The sequence below is a fragment of the Microbacterium sp. Marseille-Q6965 genome, assembly GCF_946151065.1.
In the GTDB taxonomy this organism is placed as follows: domain Bacteria; phylum Actinomycetota; class Actinomycetes; order Actinomycetales; family Microbacteriaceae; genus Microbacterium.
Map to the genome: position 1 here is coordinate 296,523 of NZ_CAMGZA010000002.1, position 22,169 is coordinate 318,691.

Here is a 22,169-nt window from a genome sequence, read left to right on the forward strand (position 1 = left end):
GCTCCCTGGTCCGCGGCGTCGCGCGCTTAGGCTGACGGGGTCATGCCGGCCCCAATCCACGCCATCGTCGTCGCGCGAGCGACCCCCTCGGCCGCCGTCGCCGCGGAGCGGCTGACCCGCACCCTCACCGCACTGGCAGCCCAGACCAGGCGCGTCGACGCCGTCACGATCGTCTCGTGCGGTCGCGCCCCCGAGCTCGACGCCGTCATCGCCCGCTCCCGAGCGGAGGGCGTCATCCACGCCCCCGAATCCGCCGGGTTCGCCGCCGCCGTGGCGCTCGCTCAGGTGCGCGCCCCCGCGGACCGGGCGGTGTGGCTGCTCGCTCAGGACACGACACCCCGGCCCGATGCGCTCGCGGCGCTCGCCGGCGCCCTGGAGCGGGCTCCGTCGGTCGCGTTCGCCGCCCCGAAGCTCGTCGACGCCGACGACCCCGACCTCATCGTCTCGCTGGGCGTGAGCATGACGCGCTTCGGGCGCACCGTGCCGCTCGCCAACGGCGAGTACGACCAGGGTCAGCACGACGTGGACGACGATGTGCTCGGCGCCGACGTGCGTGGTGTGCTCGTGCGCGCGGAGCTGCGCCCTCACCTCATGCCGGATCCCGCCCTGGCCGGGGCGGACGAGGGGCTCGACATGGGCGTGCGCGCCCGCCTCGCCGGCCGTCGCGTCGCCCTGGCCCCACGCGCCCGCGTGCTCGTCGTCGACGGCGGCGTGGCGGGCCCGCCGTCGGGCGTCGTGCGGCGCGCCTACGCGATGCGCACCGCCCAGCTGCACCGGCGCCTGGCCTACGCGCCCACCCCCGCCGTGGCGCTGCATTGGCTCTCCCTCCTCCCGCTCGCCCTCTGGCGCACGCTCGCGCTGCTCGTCGCGAAGACCCCCGCTCGCGTGCCGGCGGAATGGGGCTCCGCCCTCACCGTGCTGGCTCGCCCCGGCGCGATCGCCCGATCGCGCCGTCGCATCCGAGACATCCGCACGGGGGGATGGGAGCGGATCGCGCCGCTGCGGGCGACCACCGCCCAGCTGCGCGAGCGCTACGACGACGCGGGGACCGACGGCGCTGCGTACGGCGAGCTGGGGTTCTTCTCGGGCGGCGGAGCCTGGGCCGTGCTAGGTGCGCTCGTCGTGAGCATCGCCGCGTTCACCTCGCTGCTCGCCTGGCCCGGCATCGGCGGGGGCGCCCTGCTGCCGCTGCGCGACAGCCTCGTCGGGTTGTGGCACGAGGCGGCGTACGGGCCGCGCCCGATGGGACTCGACACCGTCTCGGCCGCCGATCCGTTCGCGACGGTGGTCGCGCTGCTCGGATCGCTGTGGCCGGTGACCCCGTCGTACGCGCTGCTGCTGCTGTGGTTGCTCGCGCTGCCGCTGGCCGTCCTCGGCGGCTGGTTCGCCGCGGCTCGCGTCTCGGACGGCCCGGGCGTGCGGGCTGCCGTCGCGGTGCTGTGGGGCCTCGCGCCGTCGTTCCTCGCCGCGCTCGTCGACGGGCGCCCCGCCGCCGTCATCGTGCACCTGCTGCTGCCGTGGCTGTTCTTCACGGCGGCGGTGGCGCACCGGTCGTGGGCCGCGGCGGGCGGGGCATCGCTGCTGCTGCTGGGCGTGCTGGCGTGCGCGCCGTCGCTGGCGCCGGCCCTCGTGGTGCTCTGGGTGCTCGCGCTCGTGCTGGCGATCGCCTTCCGTGCCCGCCGCGGGATCGCGCGGGTGGCCTGGATCATCGTGCCCGCGGTCGTGTGGTTCGCCCCGGTGGTGGCCACGCAGGTCGCGCGCGGCACGCCGTGGGCCGCGCTGGCCGATCCGGGTGCCGTGTGGGTCGGCCCCGAGCAGGCGTCGCGCTGGCAGCTGGCCACGGGCATCCCGTGGGCCGACCCCGGCGGGTGGGGCGGGCTCCTGCCCGGTGTGCCCACCTGGTGGGTGCCGCTGCTCGTCGCGCCCGTCGCGCTCCTCGCCGTCGTCGCGCCGCTCACCGTCCGATGGCGCGTCGGCGCGGGGACCATCGTCATCGCGCTGCTGGGCATCGGCACGGCCTTCGCGGCGGCCGGCGTGCAGGTCTCGTACGCCGCGGGCGAGCCCGTGCCGCTGTGGACGGGCACCGCCCTCAGCCTGGCGTGGCTCGGCGCGCTCGGCGCGGCGGGCGTCACGCTCGACACCGCCCCGGCGCCTCGTCCGCTGCGCATCGGCGCGGGGCTGCTGGCCACCGCCTGCGTCGCCGTGCTCGCCGTTCCCGCGCTCACCGCAGTGCACCGTGATGCCGCGAGCATCACCAGCGGCGCCTCGTCGACCCTTCCCGCCTACGTCAGCGCGGAGGCGAGCACGCGGCACGACGTCGGAACACTGGTGCTCACGCCCCGCGGCGACGGCTCCGTCGCGGCCAAGGTGGTCTGGGGCGAGAGCGAGACCCTCGGCGGGCAGTCCACCCTCGAGAGCACGGACGCGTCGGTGTCGGCCGACGACCGCCGGCTGGCGGAGCTCGCCGTCGATCTCGTCTCGAGCTCGGACGCCGCGGCCACGGACGCGCTGGGGGCGGCCGGGCTCCGCTTCGTGCTGCTCGCGGGATCGCCCGAAGAAAGCGACGCCCTGCGCGCCGTACGTCTGACCGCGATCGCGTCCATCGATCAGCGCGCCGGCTTCGTGCGCGTCGGCGAGACGGCGCGGGGCGTGCTGTGGCGACTCGACGCCGAGCCCGCCCCGCGGCCCGGGGCATCCGCGACCGAGGCGGCGCTGGCGGCGTCGGTGCTGGCGGCCCAGGCAGCAGCCCTCGTCGTCGCGCTGCTGCTCGCCGTCCCGACGCGCGCGACGCGGCGGGCGGCGCGCGCGCTGCCCCGGATCGTGGGCGGCGGTTATGAGGAGGAGCGCGATCCGGCCCCGCGCGAGCGAAGGGAGCGCACGTGAACACCGACCCGCGCGACAGTCTCGTGCCCGACGCCACCGGTGCGGAGTTCGGTGCACCGGAACCTCTCGAGCCCGATCCGATCGAGCCGGCGCCGCCGACCGCCCGCGTGGCGGACGAGCCGGCGCCGCGGCGTCGGATGCAGCGGGCCTGGGGGCGCAGCGCCGCGGGCCTCGTCGTCTCCGGCGCGGCCGTGCTCGCGGTCGTCGCGGGTGCCCTCGCGCCCTGGCCCACGCTCGCCGGCAGCGCGGCGTCCCTCGAGGTCGAGCCGGCGCCGTCTGAGGCCGTGCTCGCATGCGAGGGGCCTGTGCTCGCCCTAGGCCGCGACGTGACCGCGGCCACCTCGATCGGCATCGCCGCCCCGGCGGCGGTCACCGCGGGCCGCGCGTCGGGCGGCGAGCCGTCGGCGCAGGGGCTCGCGCAGCCGGACGTCGCGGGCGAGGAGGCGCCCTCCCGCGTCGTGCAGGCGCCGGAGGGTCGAACGCTGGAGCCGATCGCGGCGGGGTCGTCGGCGTCGGTCGATGAGGAGGACATCGCCGGCTTCGCCGCCTCCGCGTGCCGCCCGCCCCAGCTGGAATCGTGGATCGTCGGGGGCGAGACCTCCGTCGGCGAGGCCGACATCCTGCTCATCTCGAACCCCGGTGCGACGAGCGCGACGGTGCAGCTGACGGTGTACGGCGCGACCGACCCGGTCGTGCCGCCCGGCTTCGAGGCGCTGCCGATCCCCGCCGGTACGCAGCGCGCCATCCCGCTCGCGGGCATCGCCGGCGGTGAGGCGGCGCCCGTCGTGCGGGTGACCGCGACCGGCGCGCCGGTGCGCGCCGCGCTGCAGTCGAGCCTCGTGCGCACGCTCGATCCGGTCGGTCTGGACCGGCAGGGCGCGGTGACGGCCGACGCGCGGCAGCGGTTCCCCGGGGTCGTGGTGACGGAGGCCGGCAACGAAGCGGAGGGGGCCTCCACCGCCCTCGTCCGCGTGATGTCGCGCGGCGCCGCCTCCGCCGTCATCACCGCGATCCCCGCGGGCGAGACCGAGGCCGCCGTCGAGCCCGTGAGCGTGGCCCTCGAACCCGATCGCCCGGTGGCCGTCGATCTCGGGGAGCTGCCGGAGGGCAGGTACGAGGTCACGGTGGCGGGCGACGGCCCGCTCGTGTCCGCCGTCTGGCAGACCACCGGATTCGGGCCCGGGACCGACTTCGCCTGGCAGACGCCGTCGCCGGAGCTGACGGCGGCCACCCTTGTCGCCGTGCCGGCGGGCCCCGGCGCGCGGCTGCACGTGTCGAGCGACGAGGGTGCGACCGTCGTCGTCACCGACCGCTCCGGCGCGGCGCGCGAGCTGGCGGTGCCCGCCGGGTCGTCGGGCTCCCTCCCGCTCGACGACGGCGAGGTCTACACCGTCGATCCCGGCGGGTCGCCGGTCCACGCCGCCGTCGGCTACGCCGGCGGGGCCGCGCTCGCGTTCATCCCCGTGTGGCCCGACCCCGCCTCGCCGGCGCCGGTCACCGTGTACCCCTAGAAGCGGAACCGGTCAGGGCCGAGGTCCCACGGGTCGCGGTCGAGGTAGTCGCCGGCCGCGCGGAAGACCGCGCCCTCGATGATCATCCGGCGGTGCTGGTCGTCGTTGCGGTGCAGCCTGCTGAAGCGCTCGATCGGCACGCGGTACAGGGTGATCCGCCGCGCCTCGCGATCGATCGTCCAGCGCGGCACCCCCTCGTCCGTGGGAGCGGGTGGCATCCACGCGATCATCACATCCACGTCGCGCAGCTCGGGCCACGTGCCGCGCAGGTACTCCACCGTCGAGCCGACGGTGAGGTCGAACTTCTCGGCGCGCGTGTCGATCTGCGGCAGCGGCGGCCGCACCAGCTGGCTGCGGCCCTCGCGGCCGTGTCGGCCGTGACGGCGGGCGCGCCCGCGCGGCGCGGGCTTGCGCATCCGACCCCATATCGCCATGCGCCCAGCCTACGCGGCGTGGGTCACGGGATCGCCGCGATCGCGGCGTACGCTCGAAGGTGATGGAACGACTCTGCTCGAAGGTGGGCTGCGCCCGCGAGGCCGTGACGACGCTGACCTACGACTACGGCGACCAGATGGCCGCGCTCGGTCCGCTCGGCCCCACGCGAGACCCGCACGCGCACGACCTGTGCGCGATCCACACCGAGCGCATGTCGGTCCCCAAGGGCTGGACGGTCATCCGCCACGCCACGCTCGTCTGAAGCGTCGCCGGTGTGACGCCGGCGCGGCGGGTCAGCGGGTGAGCGATGCGACGCGCTCGGCCTGCAGGGCGAGCGCGCGCAGCTCGCGCTCGCGGCGCACGGCGACGACGGCGTGCACGAACGTCTCGTGGTCGACGGGCGGGATCGGCGCGACGAAGGGCCGCACCTCCTCGGCCAGCTCCGCCGCGGCGCGTGCGCGGGAGGCGGGCACCATCTGGGCCGCGCCGGCGGCGAACTGCGAGAGGCGGCGCCCCAGGCGGTCGGGCACGCGGGCCACGTCGGCGATCGACGCCCAGCCCTCCATGCCCGGCGGCAGTCGCCGGATGTCCGGGGGCAGGGCGGGCGTGCGGGTGCGCTCGGCGTAGGTGCCGGCGACGAGGTCGCCCAGCCGCTGCGCTCGCGGGGTGAAGATACCGACCACGAGCGCGATCGCCCCGAGCGTCATGTACACCTCGAGCACGCCCAGCAGCGCCCGGATGAAGGCGTGGCGGAACCCGATCGCGCCGCCGTCGTTGCGCACGATGCGCCCGCCCACGGCGAGCTTGCCGAGGCTGCGGCCGCGGGTGAGGGTCTCGACCGCCGCGGGCAGGATCACGAAGATGAGGACCATCAGCACGATCGGCGCGATCCGCATCGAGACCTCGTCGACCAGCCCCGCCTCCGCGAGGTTGCTCAGCAGCAGCGCGCCGGCAAGCACCAGCAGGAACGACACGACGAGGTCGATCGCCGCCCCGGCGGCGCGCAGCAGCAGCCCGATCGGCTGCACGTCGAGCGCGACGGCCTCACCGGTGAGCACCTCGTCGTGATCGACCTGAGGGCGCAGGTGCGGGCGTGTCGGTGCGGACGACATGCGTATAGTCAAGCACGTGGACCTCGACGCCCTCACCGCCGCCCGCCGGGAGGAATGGCGCCGGCTCGACGAGCTGTCGCGCACGCGCGGCCTGCGCGGGGCCGAGGTCGACGAGTTCGTCGCCCGCTACCAGTCGGCCTCCGCAGACCTCGCCGACATCAAGACCTCGGCGGGCCGCACGCCGCAGGGCGACCACGTCTCCACGATCCTCTCGCGCGCCCGCCTGCGCCTCACGGGCGCTCCCGACAACGTGCTGCGGCAGCTGCCGCGGTTCTTCCTGCTCCAGCTTCCCGCCGCCCTCTACCGGCTGCGCTGGACGTCGCTCGTCGTCACGCTGGGCTTCATCGGCATCGTCGCCGTCACGGCCGCGTGGATCGGGCAGGACCCGCGCCTCGTCGCGACCCTCGGCGAGGACTGGCAGCTCGAGCAGTATGCCGAGGAGGACTTCGTCGCGTACTACAGCGAGCACAGCGAGGCGGCCTTCGGCGCGCTCGTGTGGACGAACAACGCGTGGATCGCGGTGCAGTGCGTGCTCTTCGGAGTGACGGGCATCTGGCCCGTGTACGTGTTCGTGCAGAACGCCGTGGGCCTGGGCACCTCCGCGGCGATCATGTTCGCGTACGACCGGGGCGCCGACTTCGTGCTGTACATCCTGCCGCACGGGCAGCTGGAGATGACGAGCATCTTCGTCGCGTGCGCCGCCGGCCTGCACATGTTCTGGGCGTGGGTGGCCCCCGGGCGGCGCACCCGGATGGACGCCCTGGCCTCCGAGGGTCGCGCACTGGCGACCGTGGCGGTCGGGCTCGTGCTGTCGCTGGCCCTGTCGGGCGTCGTGGAGGGCTGGGTCACGCGCCAGGACTGGCCGTGGGTCGTCAAGATCGGGATCGGCACGCTCGCGCTGGGCGTGTTCCTCTTCTACACGCTCGTGGTCGGCCGTCGCGCGGCGCGTGCCGGCGAGACCGGCGATCTCACGGAGTACGAGTCCGGCACGCCGCGCCTCGTCGCCGGCTGAGCCGGCGCTCAACCGTCTCGGCGCGACGCGGCACGCGCCGGGGCCGCGGGCGGGGGACGGGCCCGACCCGTGGCCCCGGCGCTGCGCTCACCTCTCGGCGTCGAACAGCGCGCGGTAGGCGAAGCCGGCGAGCATGGCCCCCACGATCGGGAAGACGATGAACACCCATAGCTGCACGAGCGCGTCGCCGCCCCCGTAGATCGCCGCCGCGATGGAGCGGGCGGGGTTGACGGACGTGTTGTCCACGGGGATGGAGATGTAGTGGATCAGGGCGAGGGTGAGGCCGATGATCAGCCCCGCGAGGGGCGTGCCGCGCGTGGGGTGGGTGACGCCCAGGATGACGAGCACGAACAGGCCGGTGAGCACGACCTCGACGATGATCGCCGCGACGATCCCGAAGCCGCCGGGGGAGTTGTCGCCGAAGCCGTTGCTGGCGAATCCGCCCTCCTGCGCGGTCGTGAGCCATCCCTCCGGACCGAAGATCCCGATCAGCACGAGGAGGGTCGTCGCGACGATGCCGCCGATCACCTGGGCGATGATGTAGCCGATCACGTCGCGCCAGGGGAAGCGGCCGGCCGACGCGAGCCCCAGCGTGACGGCGGGGTTGAAGTGCCCGCCCGAAATGGGGCCGAATGCGTAGGCGCCCACCACGACCGTGAGCCCGAAGGCGAGCGCGACGGCGGCGTAGACGGTGCCCGTCGGGCCCCCCTCGAGGAAGAGGTTCGACGCGAACACGGCGGTGCCCACGCCTCCGAGCACGAGAAGCAGGGTGCCGAATCCCTCGGCGACGAGCTTCGCGACGGTCGTCGGAGCGGGCGGCGGAGTGTGCGCGAGCTCGGTGGGCTCGATCGGCGACTCCGGATTCGGATCGGACATGGGATCTCCTTCGGGGATGCCGGGACGGCTCTGCTCCGAATCGTGCCAGTGCCGGCCGGCGCGCGGCAAGGGCGCGCCGACGATGCGCCTGGCGCGCGCCACCGGCACCCGGTAGACACGAGACATGTGGATCGGCTGGATCGCCTTCGACCTGCTCCTGGGCGACGTGCATTCCCTGAAGCAAAAGCGCAGCGTGCTGCGCCCGATCCTGGCCGACCTGAGCCGGCGCACCGAGGCCGCGGCGGCCGAGACGGGGGCCCAGGAGCTGCACCGCCGGGCCGAGGTGAGTGTGGCCGTCGTCGGCGGCGATGCCGCCCACGTGCGTGATGTGCTGGACCGCGCGGAACGCGCGATGGGGGATCACCCGGAGGTCACGATGCTGTCCGCCCGCCGTGGCCTGCGCTCCAGCGACGACTGACCCCTGCGGCGCGCTGCGGCGCGCAGACGCGAAACCGCCCCCGTCCGCGGAGCCGCCCCGTGTGGGGTGGGCTCTCGGGACGAGGGCGGCCTGGCGCGGGCAGGTGTCAGGCCGTGACGGGCTCGCGCTCGTAGCCGACCGGGTCGGCCGAGGTGTCCTGCGCGGCCAGCTTGGCCTTGATGCCGGCGACGATCTTCTCGTCGACCTGGCCCCAGTACCAGAAGAAGCGCTCCTTGACGACGTCGACGGTCAGCGCCGAGTACTGGCCGGCGAGGGTCTCGTGGAAGCGGTCCTTCGCGCCCTCGTCGAACACGTCGTTGTACAGGGTGCGGGCCTGGCCGAAGTCGTCGTCCTCGCTGTGCAGCGTGTACGCAGCGCGCACCAGCTCACCGTCGGCCTCCCACGACGCTTCGACGGCGCGCTCGGGCTCGGCCTGCGGGTAGCCGAACGAGTTGGGTGCGTAGACGGGCGTGCCGGCCGCGTTGAAGTGGTACGCCATGTTGCCCTCGTGCATGTAGTTGAAGGCCGGCGCGGCGTGCGGCTGGTTGACCGGCAGCTGGTTGTAGTTCGTGCCGATGCGGTAGCGCTGGGCGTCGGGGTACGAGAACACGCGCGCCATCAGCATCTTGTCGGGGGAGATGCCCGTGCCCGGCACCTGGTTGCCCGGCGAGAACGCGGCCTGCTCGATCTCCGCGAAGAAGTTCTGCGGGTTGCGGTTGAGCGTGAACTCCCCGACCTTGATGAGCGGGTAGTCGGCGTGCGGCCACACCTTCGTCATGTCGAAGGGGTTGAAGCGGTAGGTCTTGGCGTCCTCGTACGGCATGACCTGCACCTTGACCTCCCACGAGGGGAAGTCGCCGGTCTCGATGGCGTTGAAGAGGTCGCGGCGGTAGTAGTCCGCGTCCTGGCCCGCGATCCGCTCGGCGTCGGCGGCAGACATGTGCTCCACGCCCTGCTTCGAGATGAAGTGGTACTGCACCCAGAAGCGCTCGCCATCCTTGTTCACCCACTGGTAGGTGTGCGAGCCGTAGCCGTTCAGGTGACGCCACGACTTGGACAGGCCGCGGTCGCCCATGAGATAGGTGACCTGGTGGGCCGACTCGGGTGAGAGGGTCCAGAAGTCCCACTGCATGTCGGCGTTGCGCAGCCCGGCGGCGCCCGTGCGCTTCTGCGAGTGGATGAAGTCGGGGAACTTCATCGCGTCGCGCAGGAAGAAGATGGGGGTGTTGTTGCCGACGATGTCGAGGTTGCCCTCCGCGGTGTAGAAGCGCAGCGCGAAGCCGCGCACGTCGCGCCACGTGTCGGGGGAGCCCTGCTCGCCGGCGACGGACGAGAAACGCAGCAGCACCTCGGCCTCGGCGCCCGGCTGGAAGACCGCGGCACGCGTGTACGCCGAGACGTCCTCGGTGACGGTGAAGGTTCCGAACGCGCCGCCGCCCTTGGCGTGCGGGTTGCGCTCGGGCACGCGCTCGCGGTTGAACGAGGCCAGCTTCTCGACGAGGTAGCGGTCGTGCAGCGCGGTGACGCCGTCGGGACCAGTGGTGAGCGAGTACTGATCGCTCGCGACCGGGGTTCCGGTCTGGGTGGTGGTGTACGAGATGTCAGCCATTGCCGTTCCTTTCACATTCGGGACAGATGGCACGGAAGGTCACGCTCGCCTCGAGGACGCGCATGCCGTGATCGTGGGAGGGATGCAGACAGGGGGACGCGCCGACGACGCAGGGGACGTCCTCGACCTTGCCGCACACCACGCACTGCAGGTGGTGGTGATTGTCGCGGCGGTTCAGTTCGTACAGCGCGCTGGGGGCGCCCGGAAGGCTCACGCGCTGGGCGATGCCCGCTCCGGTGAGGTCGTTGACGATGCCGTGCACGGTCTGCAGGGCGATGCCCGGAATGTGCTCGCTCACGGCGGCGTGCAGCTCATCAACCGGCGCGTGCGGGCGCGACGCGAGGGCATCCAGCACCGCAACACGCTGCGCCGTGACGCGCAGGCCCGCGCCGCGCAGCGTGGCCGCCGCGTCGGGGGCTGGGGCTGTCGGGCTCATCGTCCCGAGTATAGCTATTTTGAATGATTAGCAAAAAAGAACGATGCGCGATTACGGCGGTGCCGCCGGTGCTCGTCACGGCCGCGCCCGCCCCGGCACGGCTCGACCGCGGGGGAGCGCTCCCCGCGGTCGAGCTCGGCCCCTGTGATTCCTCAGCGCGTGACGACGACGTGCTCGTTGGGCACGACGTGCGTCATCTTCAGCCCCGTGACATCACGCGGGCCGTTTGCGCCGAGGTTCGCCAGGCGGGCGCGGTCGGCCTCGCTGAGCGTCTGCGACTGCAAGGGCTCGAGGTGGCGCACATCGTCGACGCCGATGCCGAGGCCCTCGCCCACCCGCAGCCCGAGCTCGTCGTCGGCCATCAGGAAGTGCCACACCATGCGCTCCTGCACCGCGCGTTCGGCCTGACCGATGAGCGTGACGAAGTTGTGCACGAGGTCGTCCTTCTCCCACTGCTCCATGAGCTGGTAGCGCTGTCCGGCCTGCGTGTAGTCGTCCGTACGCGCGATCCGCTTGCGCGTGACGCGCCCGGTGATCACGGGCCCCTGCTCGTCGTGCGTGGGGTACTGCCCCTCGCGCAGCCCGCCCATGATCGAGGGCTCGTAGTTGACGTGCGGGTTCTGTCCCTCGCCCAGGTCGACGCCGAACGACATCTGGCCGCCCCGCTGGTTGGTGGCGGCGCGGGCATGCTTGGGGCTGTTCACCGGCAGCTGCAGGTAGTTGGGCCCCACGCGGTAACGCTGCGTGTCGGAGTACGAGAACGTGCGGCCCACGAGCATCTTGTCGTCGGAGAAGTCGAGGCCGTCGACGAGCACCCCCGTGCCGAACGCGATCTGCTCGTTCTCGTTGTGGTGATCCGAGACATTGCTCGTGAGCGTCATGGTGCCCACGAGCTTCGGCTCGAAGTCGTTCTCGGGCCACACCTTCGTGTCGTCCAGCGGGTCCCACTCCAGCTCGGGGTGCTCGTCGTCGCTCATGATCTGCACGTAGAGGTCCCACTGCGGGTAGTCGCCCCGCTCGATCGCCTCGTAGAGGTCCTTCGAGGCGTGGCCGAGCTCGGTCGCCTGGATGTTCGCGGCGTCCTCCTCGGTCAGGCTCGCGACCCCGGCGCGGGGGAACCAGTGGTACTTCACGAGGTGCGTCTCGCCGTCGGCGTTCACCCACTTGTAGGTGTTCACGCCGAAGCCCTGCATGCGGCGATAGTTGGCGGGGATGCCGCGCGGGCTGAAGAGGTTCACGAGCATGTGCATCGACTCGGGCGTCTGCGACATGAAGTCGAAGATGCGGGCCGGCTCCTGGCGGAAGGTGACGGGATCGGGCTTGAGGGCGTGGATGACATCGGGGAACTTGATGGCGTCGCGGATGAAGAAGACCGCGAGGTTGTTCCCGACGAGATCCCAGTTGCCGTCCTCCGTGTAGAACTTCACCGCGAAGCCGCGCGGGTCGCGCGCGACCTCCGAGGAGTCGCGGCCGCCGATGACGGTCGAGAAGCGGATCGCGAGATCGGTCTTCTTGCCCGCCTCGGCGAAGACCTTGGCGCGGGTGTAGCGCGCGATGGGCTCGTCGCCCCACATGCCGGTGGCCTCGAAGTGGCCGAAGGCCACCGCGCCGCGGGCGTGGACGACGCGCTCGGGGATCCGCTCCCGGTCGAAGTGGCTGATCTTCTCGAGGAAGTGGTAGTTCTCCAGCGTGGCCGGTCCGCGCTCGCCGACCGTCCGCTGGTTCTGGTTGTCGTAGATGGGGTGTCCCTGACGATCCGTCAGGACCGGACGGCCCTCTTCGCTCGGAGCGGGGCCCTGGGACGAGACGTCGGTCATGACATGGCCTTTCGTGACGGGTGGCTGCGGTTCCCGCAGACTACGTCGCGATCCGGCGCCTGTCGCGGGGTGGTGGCACCCGCCGCACGCGGATACGCTGTGCGCCCGGTGGGCGGCACTGCCCCCGCACGCGCTAGAGCCGGCCGGCCTTCTTCAGGGCGAGGTAGCGGTCGGCCACCCGAGGCGGCAGCGACTCCGGGTCGTCGGCGAGGGCCTCGGCGCCGGCGCGCTCGATCGCGGCCGTCACGCGCGCCGCCGAGGCGAGGGTCGCCTCCGCCGCTGCCGCCCGGTAGACGGCGTCCACGTCGCCGTGCGAGCGGGCCTGCTCGACGAGGCCGCCGTCGGTGGCCGTGCCGACGAGCACGACGGTGCCGGCGCGCACCGCGCTCGGCAGGGTTCCGAGGAAGCCCCGCGAGGCCTCGGGCGACTCCTGGGCAGTGAGGATGACGAAGAGGTTGGGCTTGGCGTGCAGCCCGCGCACCTGGGCGAAGGCGGCGTCCCAGTCGGTGTCGATCAGCTGCGCCTCCACGGGCGCCAGCGCATCGACCAGCGCCGGAAGCAGGCCGGGGCCGTCCACGCCCGTGACCCGCGCACGGACGACGCGGTCGAACGCGATCAGGTGCACGTGGTCGCCGGCGCGGTTGGCCAGCGCCGCAAGCAGCAGCGCCGCCTCGAACGAGGCCTCCAGACGCGTGCCGTCGTCCACACGCGTGGCGGCCGTGCGCCCCGTGTCGATGAGGATGACGACGTGCCGGTCGCGTTCGGGGCGCCAGGTGCGCAGCATGGTCGCGCCCGCCCGCGCGGTCGCGCGCCAGTCGATGGAGCGCACATCGTCACCCCGCACGTACTCGCGCAGCGAGTCGAACTCGGTGCCCTGGCCGCGCACCTGCACGCTCGTGGAGCCGTCGAGCTCGCGCAGGCGCGCGATGCGGCTCGGCAGATGCCGGCGCGCCTTGAACGGCGGCAGCACCCGCAGCGCGCCGGGCGCCGCGATACGGCGCTGCCGGCCGGCGAGCCCGAGGGGCCCGACGGTACGCACGACGACGAACTCGGTGCGCAGTTCGCCCCGGCGGCGGGGGAGGAGCGGCACCATCGCCGTGCGCGATTCGCCCGGCGGCACGTCGATCGGAATCCGCTCCCGCGGCGCGCCGGCCGTCGGCTGCCAGGCATCGCGCACGAGGCCGCGCATGCGCCGGCCGGAGGGGTTGGCGAAGCGGATGCGGGTCCTCACGACGTCGCCGAGCGACGCGCGAGCGGGCACCTCGCGCGAGATCCGCAGGGTTCGCCCGTCGGGCGCCGCGACCACGTCGACAAGGACCAGCAGCGCGCACAGCGCGAGCCAGGCGAGCGCGAGCAGCCAGGGGGAAGCCCCCGCCGCGCTGAGCAGCACGACGGGAACGACGCCGAGCCCGACGAGGATCGGCAGGCGACCGGAGACGTACATGGATCAGATCGGGACGCGCGTCTGCTGCAGCACCGAGCCCAGCACGGCGTCGACCGAGACGCCCTCGATCTCCGCGTCGGGCCGCAGCTGGATGCGGTGGCGCCACACGGGCACGAGCATCGCCTGCACGTGGTCGGGGGTGATGGCCGGGTAGCCGCCCAGCCAGGCCCACGCCTTCGCCGCCGCGAGCAGGGCCGTGGCGGCGCGGGGACTGGCGCCCACCTGCACCGACGGGCTCTGACGCGTGGCGCGCGCGAGGTCGACGATGTACGCCAGCACGTCGTCCGTGGCGGTCACCGCCGCCGCGGCCTCCTGCGCGGCCCGGATCTCTTCGGCGCTGACGACGGGCCGGACCTCCTCGAGCGAGCGCGGCGAGAAGCCGTCGGCGTGGCGGCGCAGCACCGCCACCTCGGCGTCCCGCGCGGGCACGTCGACGATGAGCTTGATGAGGAATCGGTCCAGCTGCGCCTCGGGCAGCGTGTAGGTGCCCTCGTGCTCGATGGGGTTCTGCGTCGCGCAGACGAGGAACGGGTCCGGCAGGGGGCGGGTCACACCGTCGGAGGAGACCTGGCGTTCCTCCATCGCCTCCAGCAGCGCCGACTGGGTCTTCGGGGGCGTGCGGTTGATCTCGTCGGCCAGGAGGACGTTCGTGAACACCGGCCCCTCGCGGAACTCGAACTCGCCGGTCTTGGCGTCGTAGATGAGCGATCCGGAGACGTCGCCGGGCATGAGATCGGGCGTGAACTGCACGCGCTTGGTGTCGAGGCCCAGGGCCCGGCTGAACGTGCGCACCATGAGCGTCTTCGCGACGCCCGGCACGCCCTCGAGCAGCACGTGGCCGCGCGCCAGCAGGGCGATGAGCAGGCCGCTGACGGCTCCCTCCTGCCCGACGACCGCCTTGCCCACCTCGTCTCGCACCCGCGCGATCGCCTGACGCAGCTCGGACCCGCCCCCGCTCGGCGCGGGCGGGGCCGCCGGCATCGGCGGCACGGGGCCGGCCGGCTGGGGCGGGATGACGGCGGCGCGCTGCGAGGCGCCGGCGGGCGGGTAAGCGTCGGTCATGGGTGGTTCCTCTCGGAATCGATGGCCGTTTCCAGGTCGTGCAGGCGCTCGCCGAAGGCGACGAGATCCGCGTCGGTGGCGGGCTGGGCGTACAGGATCTCGTGCACGCGCGCCACGGGGGTGCCGAGCCGCACCGACACCGCGGCGGCGACCTCGTCGACCGAGGTACGCCGGTGCAGGCCGAGTCGCCGCGCCATCCGCTCGACGGCGCCACGACGCAGCAGGTCGGCGGCGTGGCGCGGATCGCGCGCGTGCTGGTAGAGCCGGGCGCGGCCCTCCAGCGTCTCGCTGCCGCGCACGGTGACGGGCAGGTCCTCGGCCACGAGAGGGCCGAATCGACGGCCCTGCCAGAGCGCCGCCGCGAGGGCGGTCACCGCCAGGAGCAGGATGGCGGGGGTGACCCACGGCGGCGTCAGAGCGCCGAGCGTATCGGGCGCATCGCCGGGCGCGATGTCGGCCTCGCTCGGCAGGTACCAGACCACCTCGCCATGCGCGCCGAGGAGGTTGAGGGCCAGGGCGGCGTTGCCGCCGTTCGCCAGGTTCTCGTTCGAGAACACGGCCGCGGCGTCGATCGCGACGAGCTCCGCGCCGCCCGCCTCGGAGGCGAGCAGGCCGTACCCGCCCTCGGTACCGGGGTAGCAGGCGACGTCCGCGTCGCCCCGCGGATAGAGACGCCCAGGGTCGATCTGGCCGGCGCGGTCGGCCTCGGGCAGGGCGCACTCCGGCTCCACGGGTTCCAGCGCGGTGCCCGCGAAGGCGGAGTCGCCGAAGAAGAGCTCGATGTCGCGAGAGGACGGCTCGATGAGCACCGTGCGCTCGGCGCGGCCGGCGATGTCCCGCAGATCGGCGTTCTCGAGGTACCACGTGGGGCCGATCACCAGCGTGTCGTCGCCGTCCAGGGCCCGCTCGGCGTCCGAGCGCGTGTGGACGAGCTCCACGGCGACGCCGCGCTCCTCGAGAATCCGCGCCAGGGCCAACGCGCCCGTCGGGGCGGCGCTCTCGGGATCGTGCGCGTCCTTGGGGCGCCACTCCGGCGCCGACACGAAGGCCAGGGCGGTGCCGACCACGACGATCGCGGCGATGAGCGCGATCCAGCCGCCCACCCGGCGGCGGCGGGAGAGGGTCGGATCGGACGGGGCCTCGATGACGGTCACGCGTCCACCCGCTCGGCGTCGTCTCGCGCCCCGCCCAGCGCATCCGCAAGGCGCGCGGGGCGCGTCCGCGCGATCTCGTCGTCGACGCCCGCGACGGCGGCGTACATCTGCGCGGTGCCGCGGCGGCGCAGATAGCGCACGTCGTCGAACGCGACGGCTCCGTCGTGAAGGCGGTCGGCATGGGCCGGGAAGAACGGGCTCGCCGCCGCCGCGAGCGCCTGCGCCGTGGTGCCGGGAAGGGCGTCGAGCACGTCGCGCTCCTCGAGGCCGCGGGCGAGCGCGCGGTATCGCTCGATGACGGCCTGATCCCACCGCCCGGCGGCGGCGTGCTCGGCGGCGGAGGCCCGCAGCTCGGCGGCACTGCGCGCCTCGTCATCGCCGAACAGCACGGAGGACGCGCGGCCGTCGGCCCGATGCGCCCGCCGGGGCCGACCCCAGATGAGCAGGCCGAGCACGACGACAGCCGCGATCACGCCGATCACCACGAGCAGGAGCGCGGGGCTCCATTCGGCGCCCACGCCGGTGCGGAAGAGGTTCGAGACGAACTCGCCGACGGCCTGCGCGATCCGGTCGATCAGCGTCGGCTCCGCGGCGTCATAGACCGGGTCGGACAGCTCGCGCTCCGCCCATTCGCGCGCCTCGTCGGGGCCGGGCGTCACGGGGATCTGCACGGGGATCACGACGACGGGGTTCCCCCCTCGCGCCGCGTGCCGTCGCCCCACGGCGGCGTCGCCGGCGCGGGGTCGGGCTGCGCCGGGAAGGGCGGCCGGCCGAAGGGCGCCGGCGGGGGCGGCGCGCCGGGGGGGACGGGGGACGGGGGACGGGCGGCGCATACGGCGGCTGCCCGGCCGGCGGTGCCGGTTGTCCGGCGGGCGACGGGGGTACGGAGGGGCATACGCGGGCTGCCCGTATGGCGGAGCCGGCTGCCCGTACGGCGGCGGGTAGGCCGGCGGCGCGTACGCGGGCGGCACCTGCGGCGGCGCGGGCGGGTAGGCGCCGGGCGCCGCGTAGCCGCCCGGTGCGGGGGTGGCCGCCCCGCCCGTCCCCGCCTGCGACGTAGGTGGGCCCAGACGGCCGAACGGGGGCGACGGCCTGCGGGTCGTAGGCGTATGGATCCTCGAGCGCCGTGTCTCCGGCGTCGCGCCGCTCGATGTACCGCTGCATCCGCAGGTCGATCCCCTCGCGGCGCATGCGCAGGTCGAGGTACACGAGCACGGCCGAGGTGCCCTGCACCACGACGGCGATCGACTGGACGAGGAACGTCACGACCTGGGCGAGCAGCACGCTCACGATGCCGGAGACGATCGCGGCGACCCCCTGGTCGCCCGTGGGGGCGAAGGTGGGCACGAGCAGTGACGTGAGGAGCGTGAACGGCATGCCGACGATCGAGGCGGCCGTGCTCATGATCAGGGAGATCAGCACGATCACCCCGAACGTCGGCCAGAACCGGCCGCGCGTGAGCGTCCAGGCCCGGCCGATGGCGCGGAAGACGCCGGCGCCCTCGAGGACGATGGCCGACGGGGCCACGTACAACTTGGTCGTCAGCCACACCCCGACCAGGATCCCGCCGAACACGGCGAGCAGGATCAGCACGACGGCGGCGACGGGGCCGGCGTCGCCCAGGGCGACGGCCAGGCCCGCGATCCCGGCGACGGCCAGGCCGATGAGCAGCACCGCGGCGAGCAGGACGAGCAGCTGGTAGCCGAGCAGCCGCCAGAACGCGGGCTTCACGCGGCGCCAGATCATCCCCAGCGTGGCGCGCTCGCCGAGGGCGGCGTGCGAGACCTCGCCGATGACGACGCCCTGCACGATCACGCCCATCACTCCGAGACCGATCGCGACCAGCAGCGTCGCGGCGCCCGTGATGAGGGTGGCGCCGGCCGTGATGGCCTCCCGATCCGCCCAGTCCGTGACGGTCTCCAGGCGCGAGAACGTGAGGAACGCGACGCCGCCGATGATGAGCAGGCCTAGGAGCGTCGAGACCATCTGCACGACCATCGCGAAGCCCAGCAGCACCTTGGGGTTACCGCGCAGCGCCGCGAACGACTTGCCCAGGATGGTCCCGAACCCCAGGGGCTGCAGCGGGATCAGCCCGCCCCTCGGGGCCGGCGTCCACGTCGATGACCCGCTCATGCCGCCCTCCCCGTCGACCTCATTCGAAGCCCATCGTTCCACACTTCGCGGGGCCGTCGAGGGGCCGGGCGGCGGGGGGCGTCCGATACGCTGATCGGGTGACAGCCCGCATCCTCGTGGTGGACGACGATACCGCTCTGGCCGAGATGATCGGCATCGTGCTGCGGACCGAGGGATTCGACACCGTGTTCTGCGCCGACGGCGCGCAGGCGGTCGACGTGTGGCGTGACGAGCGGCCCGACCTCGTGCTCCTCGATCTGATGCTGCCCGGCAAGGACGGCATCGAGATCTGCACCGACATCCGCCGGGAGTCCGGCGTCCCCATCATCATGCTCACCGCCCGCTCCGACACGGCCGATGTCGTCAACGGCCTGGAGGCCGGCGCCGACGACTACATCGTCAAGCCGTTCAACCCCAAGGAGCTCGTCGCGCGGATCCGCACCCGCCTGCGCCCCGTCACGGAGGCGGTCAACGACAACCTGCGCGTCGGTGACCTCACGATCGACGTCGCCGCCCACGAGGTGCGCCGCGGCGATACCCTCATCTCCCTCACGCCGCTCGAGTTCGAGCTGCTCGTGGCGCTCGCCTCGAAGCCCAACCAGGTGTTCTCGCGCGAGATGCTCCTGGAACAGGTGTGGGGCTACCACTACAAGGCCGACACGCGTCTCGTGAACGTGCACGTGCAGCGGCTGCGCTCGAAGGTGGAGCGCGACCCGGACGACCCGAAGATCGTGATGACGGTGCGCGGCGTCGGGTACCGCGCCGGCGCCGCCGTCTGAGCCGACGGCCCCAGGTGGCCCGCGCATGCCCGTGAACCCCCGCGTCGGACCGTCCGCCGCCGCGACCGGTGCCTCCCCGATCACGGGATCGGCCGCGACCGCGACGATCGGCGTGCTGTCCGGCCCGCGCGCCTGGGTGTCGATGATCGCGCGGATGTGGACCGGATCCCTCCGGTTCCGCACCACGCTCGTCGCGGTCGCCGCCACCATGGTCGCCGTGACGATCGCGTGCGTGTGGATGGCGGCGCAGATCCAGACCGACCTGTTCGAGTCCCGCCGCGACCAGGTGCTGCAGGACGCCAGTCGCGCCATCAGTGCCGCGCAGACGGAGCTGGACTCGTCGGGACAGGTGGAGCGCGAGCGAAGCGCCCTGCAGGGCCTGATGAGCCGCGCGCGCCAGATCCTCGTGGAGCAGTCGGGCACCTCGAGCGTGGCGTGGTTCCGCGTGGAGAGCACGCCCTCGCAGGTGGCGCCGCAGAACCAGGGCGCGCGCGATCTGCCCTCGGAGCTCATCTCGGCCGGTCTGCGCGAGCGCGTCGGCTCCTCGGTCGAGGGGCAGTGGTGGCAATCGGTGGAGCTGCGCGACGAGGACGGCCGCGCCGTGCCCGGCATCGTCGTCGGTCAGCAGCTGACGCTGCCCGGCGTCGGGGGGTATGGCGTCTACTTCGGGTATGACCTGAGCGCGTCCGACGAGACGCTGCTGTTCGTGCAGCGGACGCTGTGGATCGCGGGCGTCGTGCTCGTGCTCATCATGGGACTGGTCACGTGGCTCGTGCTGCGCTCGGTCGCCGAGCCGATCGTGGAGGTCGCCGAGACCAGCCGCCGCCTCGCGAGCGGAGACCTCAAGGTGCGTATCGACGTGCACGGCGAGGACGAGATCGCCGTGCTGGGTCGCTCGTTCAACCAGATGGCCGACAGCATCGAGCGGCAGATCGGGGAACTCGCCGAGCTCTCCCTCGTGCAGCAGCGCTTCGTCTCCGATGTCTCGCACGAGCTGCGCACGCCGCTGACGACGATCCGGCTCGCGGCCGACATGCTCAACGACCGTCGGGAGGCGTTCGATCCGGCCACCGGGCGGGCGGCCGAGCTGCTGCACGAGCAGGTGGCGCGCTTCGAGCAGCTGCTCACCGATCTGCTCGAGATCAGCCGGTACGACGCCGGCTCGGTGGAGCTGGCGCTGGAGGCGCGCCCGCTGGCGCAGCTGACCGAGGAGGTCGTCGAGTCGATGCGCCCGCTCGCTCAGCAGCACGACACGGAGTTGCGGATCGTCGCGCCGGGTGGGCACGGGCCGGTCGACATGGACCCGCGCCGCATCCGCCGCATCCTGCGCAACCTCATCGGCAACGCCATCGAGCACGGCGAGGGGCGGCCGATCGTCGTCACCGTCGACAGTGACGAGGACGCGGTGGCCGTGGGCGTGCGCGACTACGGGATGGGCATGTCTGCGGAGGAGAGTCAGCGCGTGTTCGACCGGTTCTGGCGGGCGGACCCCTCCCGGCGGCGCACGATCGGGGGCACCGGGCTGGGCCTGTCCATCGCCCTCGGGGATGCGAAGCTGCACGGCGGCACGCTCGAGGTGTGGTCGGCGCTGGGACGCGGCACGAACTTCGTGCTCACGCTGCCGCGCCGGCCCGGCGTCGAGCTGCTCTCGTCGCCCGTGCCGACGGAACCGCGCGGCGACGACCCCACGCCCGACGAGATCATCGCGACGGCCGGTTCGGAGCCCTCGCGCACCGAGGGGGAGGACGCGCGATGAGGCGCAGGGGAAGGATCGCGGCCGCGCTGCTCGCGCTCGCCGTGGCGCTCGCCGGATGCGCCGGGCTCCCGACGAGCGGTCCCGTGAACCCGGGGCTGTCCGCGGACGAGGTGCCCGAGCACGACTTCCTGTACTACCCGGAGGGGCCCGCGCCCGGTTCCACCCCGGAGCAGATCGTGCAGGGCTTCGTGGAGGCGGCCACCAGCCCCGCCGGCGACTGGGCGACGGCGAGGGAGTTCCTCACCTCCGACTTCGCCGCGCAGTGGCAGCCGGGCTCGCATGTCGCCATCGACGCGACGAGCGCCCGCGAGTACGACGCGAGCGCGTTGGAGACGGAGGGCGTCGTCTCCCTGCGCATCGGGCAGATCGCCGCCGTCGACGCGCGGGGCGTGTACGGCACCGCCACACAGCCCGAGCAGGAGCTGCGCTACCAGGTGGCACAGGGTGACGACGGCGAGTGGCGGATCGCGCAGGCGCCGCAGGGGATCGTGCTCGATCGCGACTACTTCGCGAACGTGTACAGCGACTTCACCCTCACCTTCTACGACCCCGCGCACCGGTACCTCGTGCCGGACGTCCGCTGGTTCCCCGAGGCGTCGACCGGCCCGACCCGGCTGGTCGCCGAACTGCTGCGCGGCCCCAGCGCCGCCCTGCAGGGCGCGGCCAGCACCGCCTTCCCCTCGGGCGCTCAGCTGGCGAGCGGGGCCGTCATCGCGATCGATGATTCGGGCGTGGCCGACATCCCGTTGCGCGGGATCGCCTCCGACGTCGACGCCTTCGTCGTCTCGCGCATGCGCGCGCAGATCACCGCCACCCTCGCGAGCGTCGGAGCGCAGGGCGTGCGGCTGCGCGTGGGTGCCGCCGAGCTCTCGGCGGAGGAGTACGACCCCTGGCCGACGCGACCGGACCCGCGCGCGCTCGTGCTCGGCGGGGAGGAGGACGAGCCGGCGTTCGGCTTCCTCACCGACGGAGAGATCCTCGCCATCGACGGCCTCTCGGAAGCCGTCACGTCCTCCGCGGTGCCGGAACCGGAGGCCATCAGCGTGGCACCGGACCGCGAATCGGCCATCGTGTGGGGCGCGAGCGGCGCGGTCGTCCGCGTGGGATCCGACGGGACCGCTCTGCTGCTGGACGACCGCGATGACCTCATCGAGCCGACCCTCGACCCCGACGGTTACACGTGGACGCTTCCCGGCAACCAGCCGGACCAGCTGACCGCGACCGGTCCGGACGGAACCGTCGTGCTCACCACGCAGATGCCGCGGACGGAAGAGATGTCGATCGCGACGGTCGAGTCGATCGCCGTCTCGCGCGACGGCACCCGCCTCGCGGCGCTCGTCACGGCCGCCGGTGGAACCTCCTGGGCCATCGTGGCGCCCGTCTCGCGGGACGGCGACGGCGTTCCCACGGGCGTGGGCGCCGCCTCCGTGCTCGCCGCGCTCGACGGTCCCGGCGTCGACGTGGAGTGGCTCGACGACGCGAGCATCGGCGTGGTCTCCCGAGACGGCATGGAGATCGAGGTCCTGGAGCAGCGCATCGGGGGCCCCGGCACACGCATGTCGGCACCCGCCGACGTGGTCGGGATCGCCGCCGGCACGCAGGACTCGTCGATCCGGCTCATCGACAGCGTCGGAGGCCTGCACGTGCGCCGCGGCTCGGCATGGGTGAAGGCGGCGGAGGGCATCGCCGTGCTGGCCACGGACGTCGGGGCGCCCCGCTCCGAGTGAGGCCT

General features: G+C 73.4%; 19 protein-coding genes. 8 read left to right on the forward strand and 11 right to left on the reverse strand.

The window, feature by feature from the left end; translation table 11 throughout:
• The first annotated feature begins 42 nt into the window (after positions 1-42).
• Both N8N77_RS07910 and N8N77_RS07915 read left to right on the forward strand, forming a co-directional pair.
• Positions 43-2,883: a glycosyltransferase gene (locus tag N8N77_RS07910; RefSeq protein ID WP_261166061.1), complete on the forward strand. Its 2,841-nt coding sequence runs from the start codon at positions 43-45 to the stop codon at positions 2,881-2,883.
• Positions 2,880-4,394: a DUF5719 family protein gene (locus N8N77_RS07915; RefSeq protein ID WP_261166062.1), complete on the forward strand. Its 1,515-nt coding sequence runs from the start codon at positions 2,880-2,882 to the stop codon at positions 4,392-4,394. Before N8N77_RS07910 ends, N8N77_RS07915 begins: the two co-directional genes overlap by 4 nt.
• Here the strand turns inward: N8N77_RS07915 and N8N77_RS07920 are convergent.
• Positions 4,391-4,828, reverse strand: coding sequence for a hypothetical protein (locus N8N77_RS07920; RefSeq protein ID WP_261166063.1), 438 nt, complete (start codon positions 4,826-4,828; stop codon positions 4,391-4,393). The two genes, N8N77_RS07915 and N8N77_RS07920, sit on opposite strands and share 4 nt — an antisense overlap.
• 59 nt (positions 4,829-4,887) lie before the next feature.
• Here N8N77_RS07920 and N8N77_RS07925 point away from each other — a divergent pair, with 59 nt between their 5' ends.
• A complete protein-coding gene (locus N8N77_RS07925) occupies positions 4,888-5,091 on the forward strand; it encodes a DUF3499 domain-containing protein (protein WP_261166065.1) in 204 nt (67 codons plus the stop codon).
• A gap of 31 nt (positions 5,092-5,122) precedes the next feature.
• On the opposite strand, the gene N8N77_RS07930 is transcribed toward N8N77_RS07925, so the two are convergent.
• A complete protein-coding gene (locus tag N8N77_RS07930) occupies positions 5,123-5,941 on the reverse strand; it encodes an RDD family protein (protein WP_261166066.1) in 819 nt (272 codons plus the stop codon).
• 16 nt (positions 5,942-5,957) lie between these two features.
• Here N8N77_RS07930 and N8N77_RS07935 point away from each other — a divergent pair, with 16 nt between their 5' ends.
• Entirely contained in the window at positions 5,958-6,953 is a 996-nt protein-coding gene (locus tag N8N77_RS07935) for a stage II sporulation protein M (RefSeq protein WP_261166067.1), read from the forward strand.
• Between the two features lie 87 nt (positions 6,954-7,040).
• Here N8N77_RS07935 and aqpZ read toward each other — a convergent pair whose 3' ends face one another.
• Positions 7,041-7,829, reverse strand: coding sequence for an aquaporin Z (gene aqpZ, locus N8N77_RS07940; RefSeq protein WP_261166068.1), 789 nt, complete (start codon positions 7,827-7,829; stop codon positions 7,041-7,043).
• Between the two features lie 124 nt (positions 7,830-7,953).
• On the opposite strand from aqpZ, the gene N8N77_RS07945 reads away from it, so the two are divergent.
• Positions 7,954-8,247, forward strand: a complete 294-nt coding sequence (locus tag N8N77_RS07945) for a DUF503 domain-containing protein (protein WP_261166069.1) — start codon at positions 7,954-7,956, stop codon at positions 8,245-8,247.
• A 106-nt stretch (positions 8,248-8,353) separates the two neighbouring features.
• Here N8N77_RS07945 and N8N77_RS07950 read toward each other — a convergent pair whose 3' ends face one another.
• From N8N77_RS07950 to N8N77_RS07985, 8 genes are all read right to left on the reverse strand, one after another.
• Entirely contained in the window at positions 8,354-9,856 is a 1,503-nt protein-coding gene (locus tag N8N77_RS07950) for a catalase (RefSeq protein ID WP_261166070.1), read from the reverse strand.
• Positions 9,849-10,292 (reverse strand): Fur family transcriptional regulator, encoded by a 444-nt coding sequence (locus tag N8N77_RS07955; protein WP_261166072.1) that lies wholly within the window; start codon positions 10,290-10,292, stop codon positions 9,849-9,851. The genes N8N77_RS07950 and N8N77_RS07955 overlap by 8 nt, the downstream gene beginning before the upstream one ends.
• Before the next feature lie 152 nt (positions 10,293-10,444).
• Positions 10,445-12,109, reverse strand: coding sequence for a catalase (locus tag N8N77_RS07960; protein WP_261166074.1), 1,665 nt, complete (start codon positions 12,107-12,109; stop codon positions 10,445-10,447).
• A gap of 133 nt (positions 12,110-12,242) precedes the next feature.
• The gene (locus N8N77_RS07965) at positions 12,243-13,553 is read right to left on the reverse strand and encodes a DUF58 domain-containing protein (protein ID WP_261166076.1); all 1,311 of its coding nucleotides are present in this window, start codon (positions 13,551-13,553) and stop codon (positions 12,243-12,245) included.
• Between the two features lie 3 nt (positions 13,554-13,556).
• Positions 13,557-14,534 carry a MoxR family ATPase gene (locus N8N77_RS07970; RefSeq protein WP_261166398.1) on the reverse strand — a complete coding sequence of 326 codons (978 nt, stop codon included), beginning with the start codon at positions 14,532-14,534 and terminating at the stop codon, positions 13,557-13,559.
• A gap of 77 nt (positions 14,535-14,611) precedes the next feature.
• Positions 14,612-15,769, reverse strand: coding sequence for a DUF4350 domain-containing protein (locus N8N77_RS07975; RefSeq protein WP_261166078.1), 1,158 nt, complete (start codon positions 15,767-15,769; stop codon positions 14,612-14,614).
• Positions 15,766-16,449 carry a DUF4129 domain-containing protein gene (locus N8N77_RS07980; RefSeq protein WP_261166080.1) on the reverse strand — a complete coding sequence of 228 codons (684 nt, stop codon included), beginning with the start codon at positions 16,447-16,449 and terminating at the stop codon, positions 15,766-15,768. Before N8N77_RS07980 ends, N8N77_RS07975 begins: the two co-directional genes overlap by 4 nt.
• Positions 16,364-17,902 carry a hypothetical protein gene (locus tag N8N77_RS07985; RefSeq protein WP_261166081.1) on the reverse strand — a complete coding sequence of 513 codons (1,539 nt, stop codon included), beginning with the start codon at positions 17,900-17,902 and terminating at the stop codon, positions 16,364-16,366. Before N8N77_RS07985 ends, N8N77_RS07980 begins: the two co-directional genes overlap by 86 nt.
• Positions 17,903-18,000: 98 nt before the next feature.
• Between N8N77_RS07985 and mtrA the strand changes: the two genes are divergently transcribed.
• The 3 genes from mtrA to N8N77_RS08000 are packed head-to-tail and all read left to right on the forward strand — an operon-like array spanning position 18,001 to position 22,164.
• The gene (gene mtrA / locus N8N77_RS07990) at positions 18,001-18,681 is read left to right on the forward strand and encodes an MtrAB system response regulator MtrA (RefSeq protein WP_261166083.1); all 681 of its coding nucleotides are present in this window, start codon (positions 18,001-18,003) and stop codon (positions 18,679-18,681) included.
• Between the two features lie 25 nt (positions 18,682-18,706).
• A complete protein-coding gene (gene mtrB / locus N8N77_RS07995) occupies positions 18,707-20,437 on the forward strand; it encodes an MtrAB system histidine kinase MtrB (RefSeq protein WP_261166085.1) in 1,731 nt (576 codons plus the stop codon).
• Positions 20,434-22,164, forward strand: a complete 1,731-nt coding sequence (locus N8N77_RS08000; protein ID WP_261166087.1) for an LpqB family beta-propeller domain-containing protein — start codon at positions 20,434-20,436, stop codon at positions 22,162-22,164. The genes mtrB and N8N77_RS08000 overlap by 4 nt, the downstream gene beginning before the upstream one ends.
• Positions 22,165-22,169: the final 5 nt, after the last annotated feature.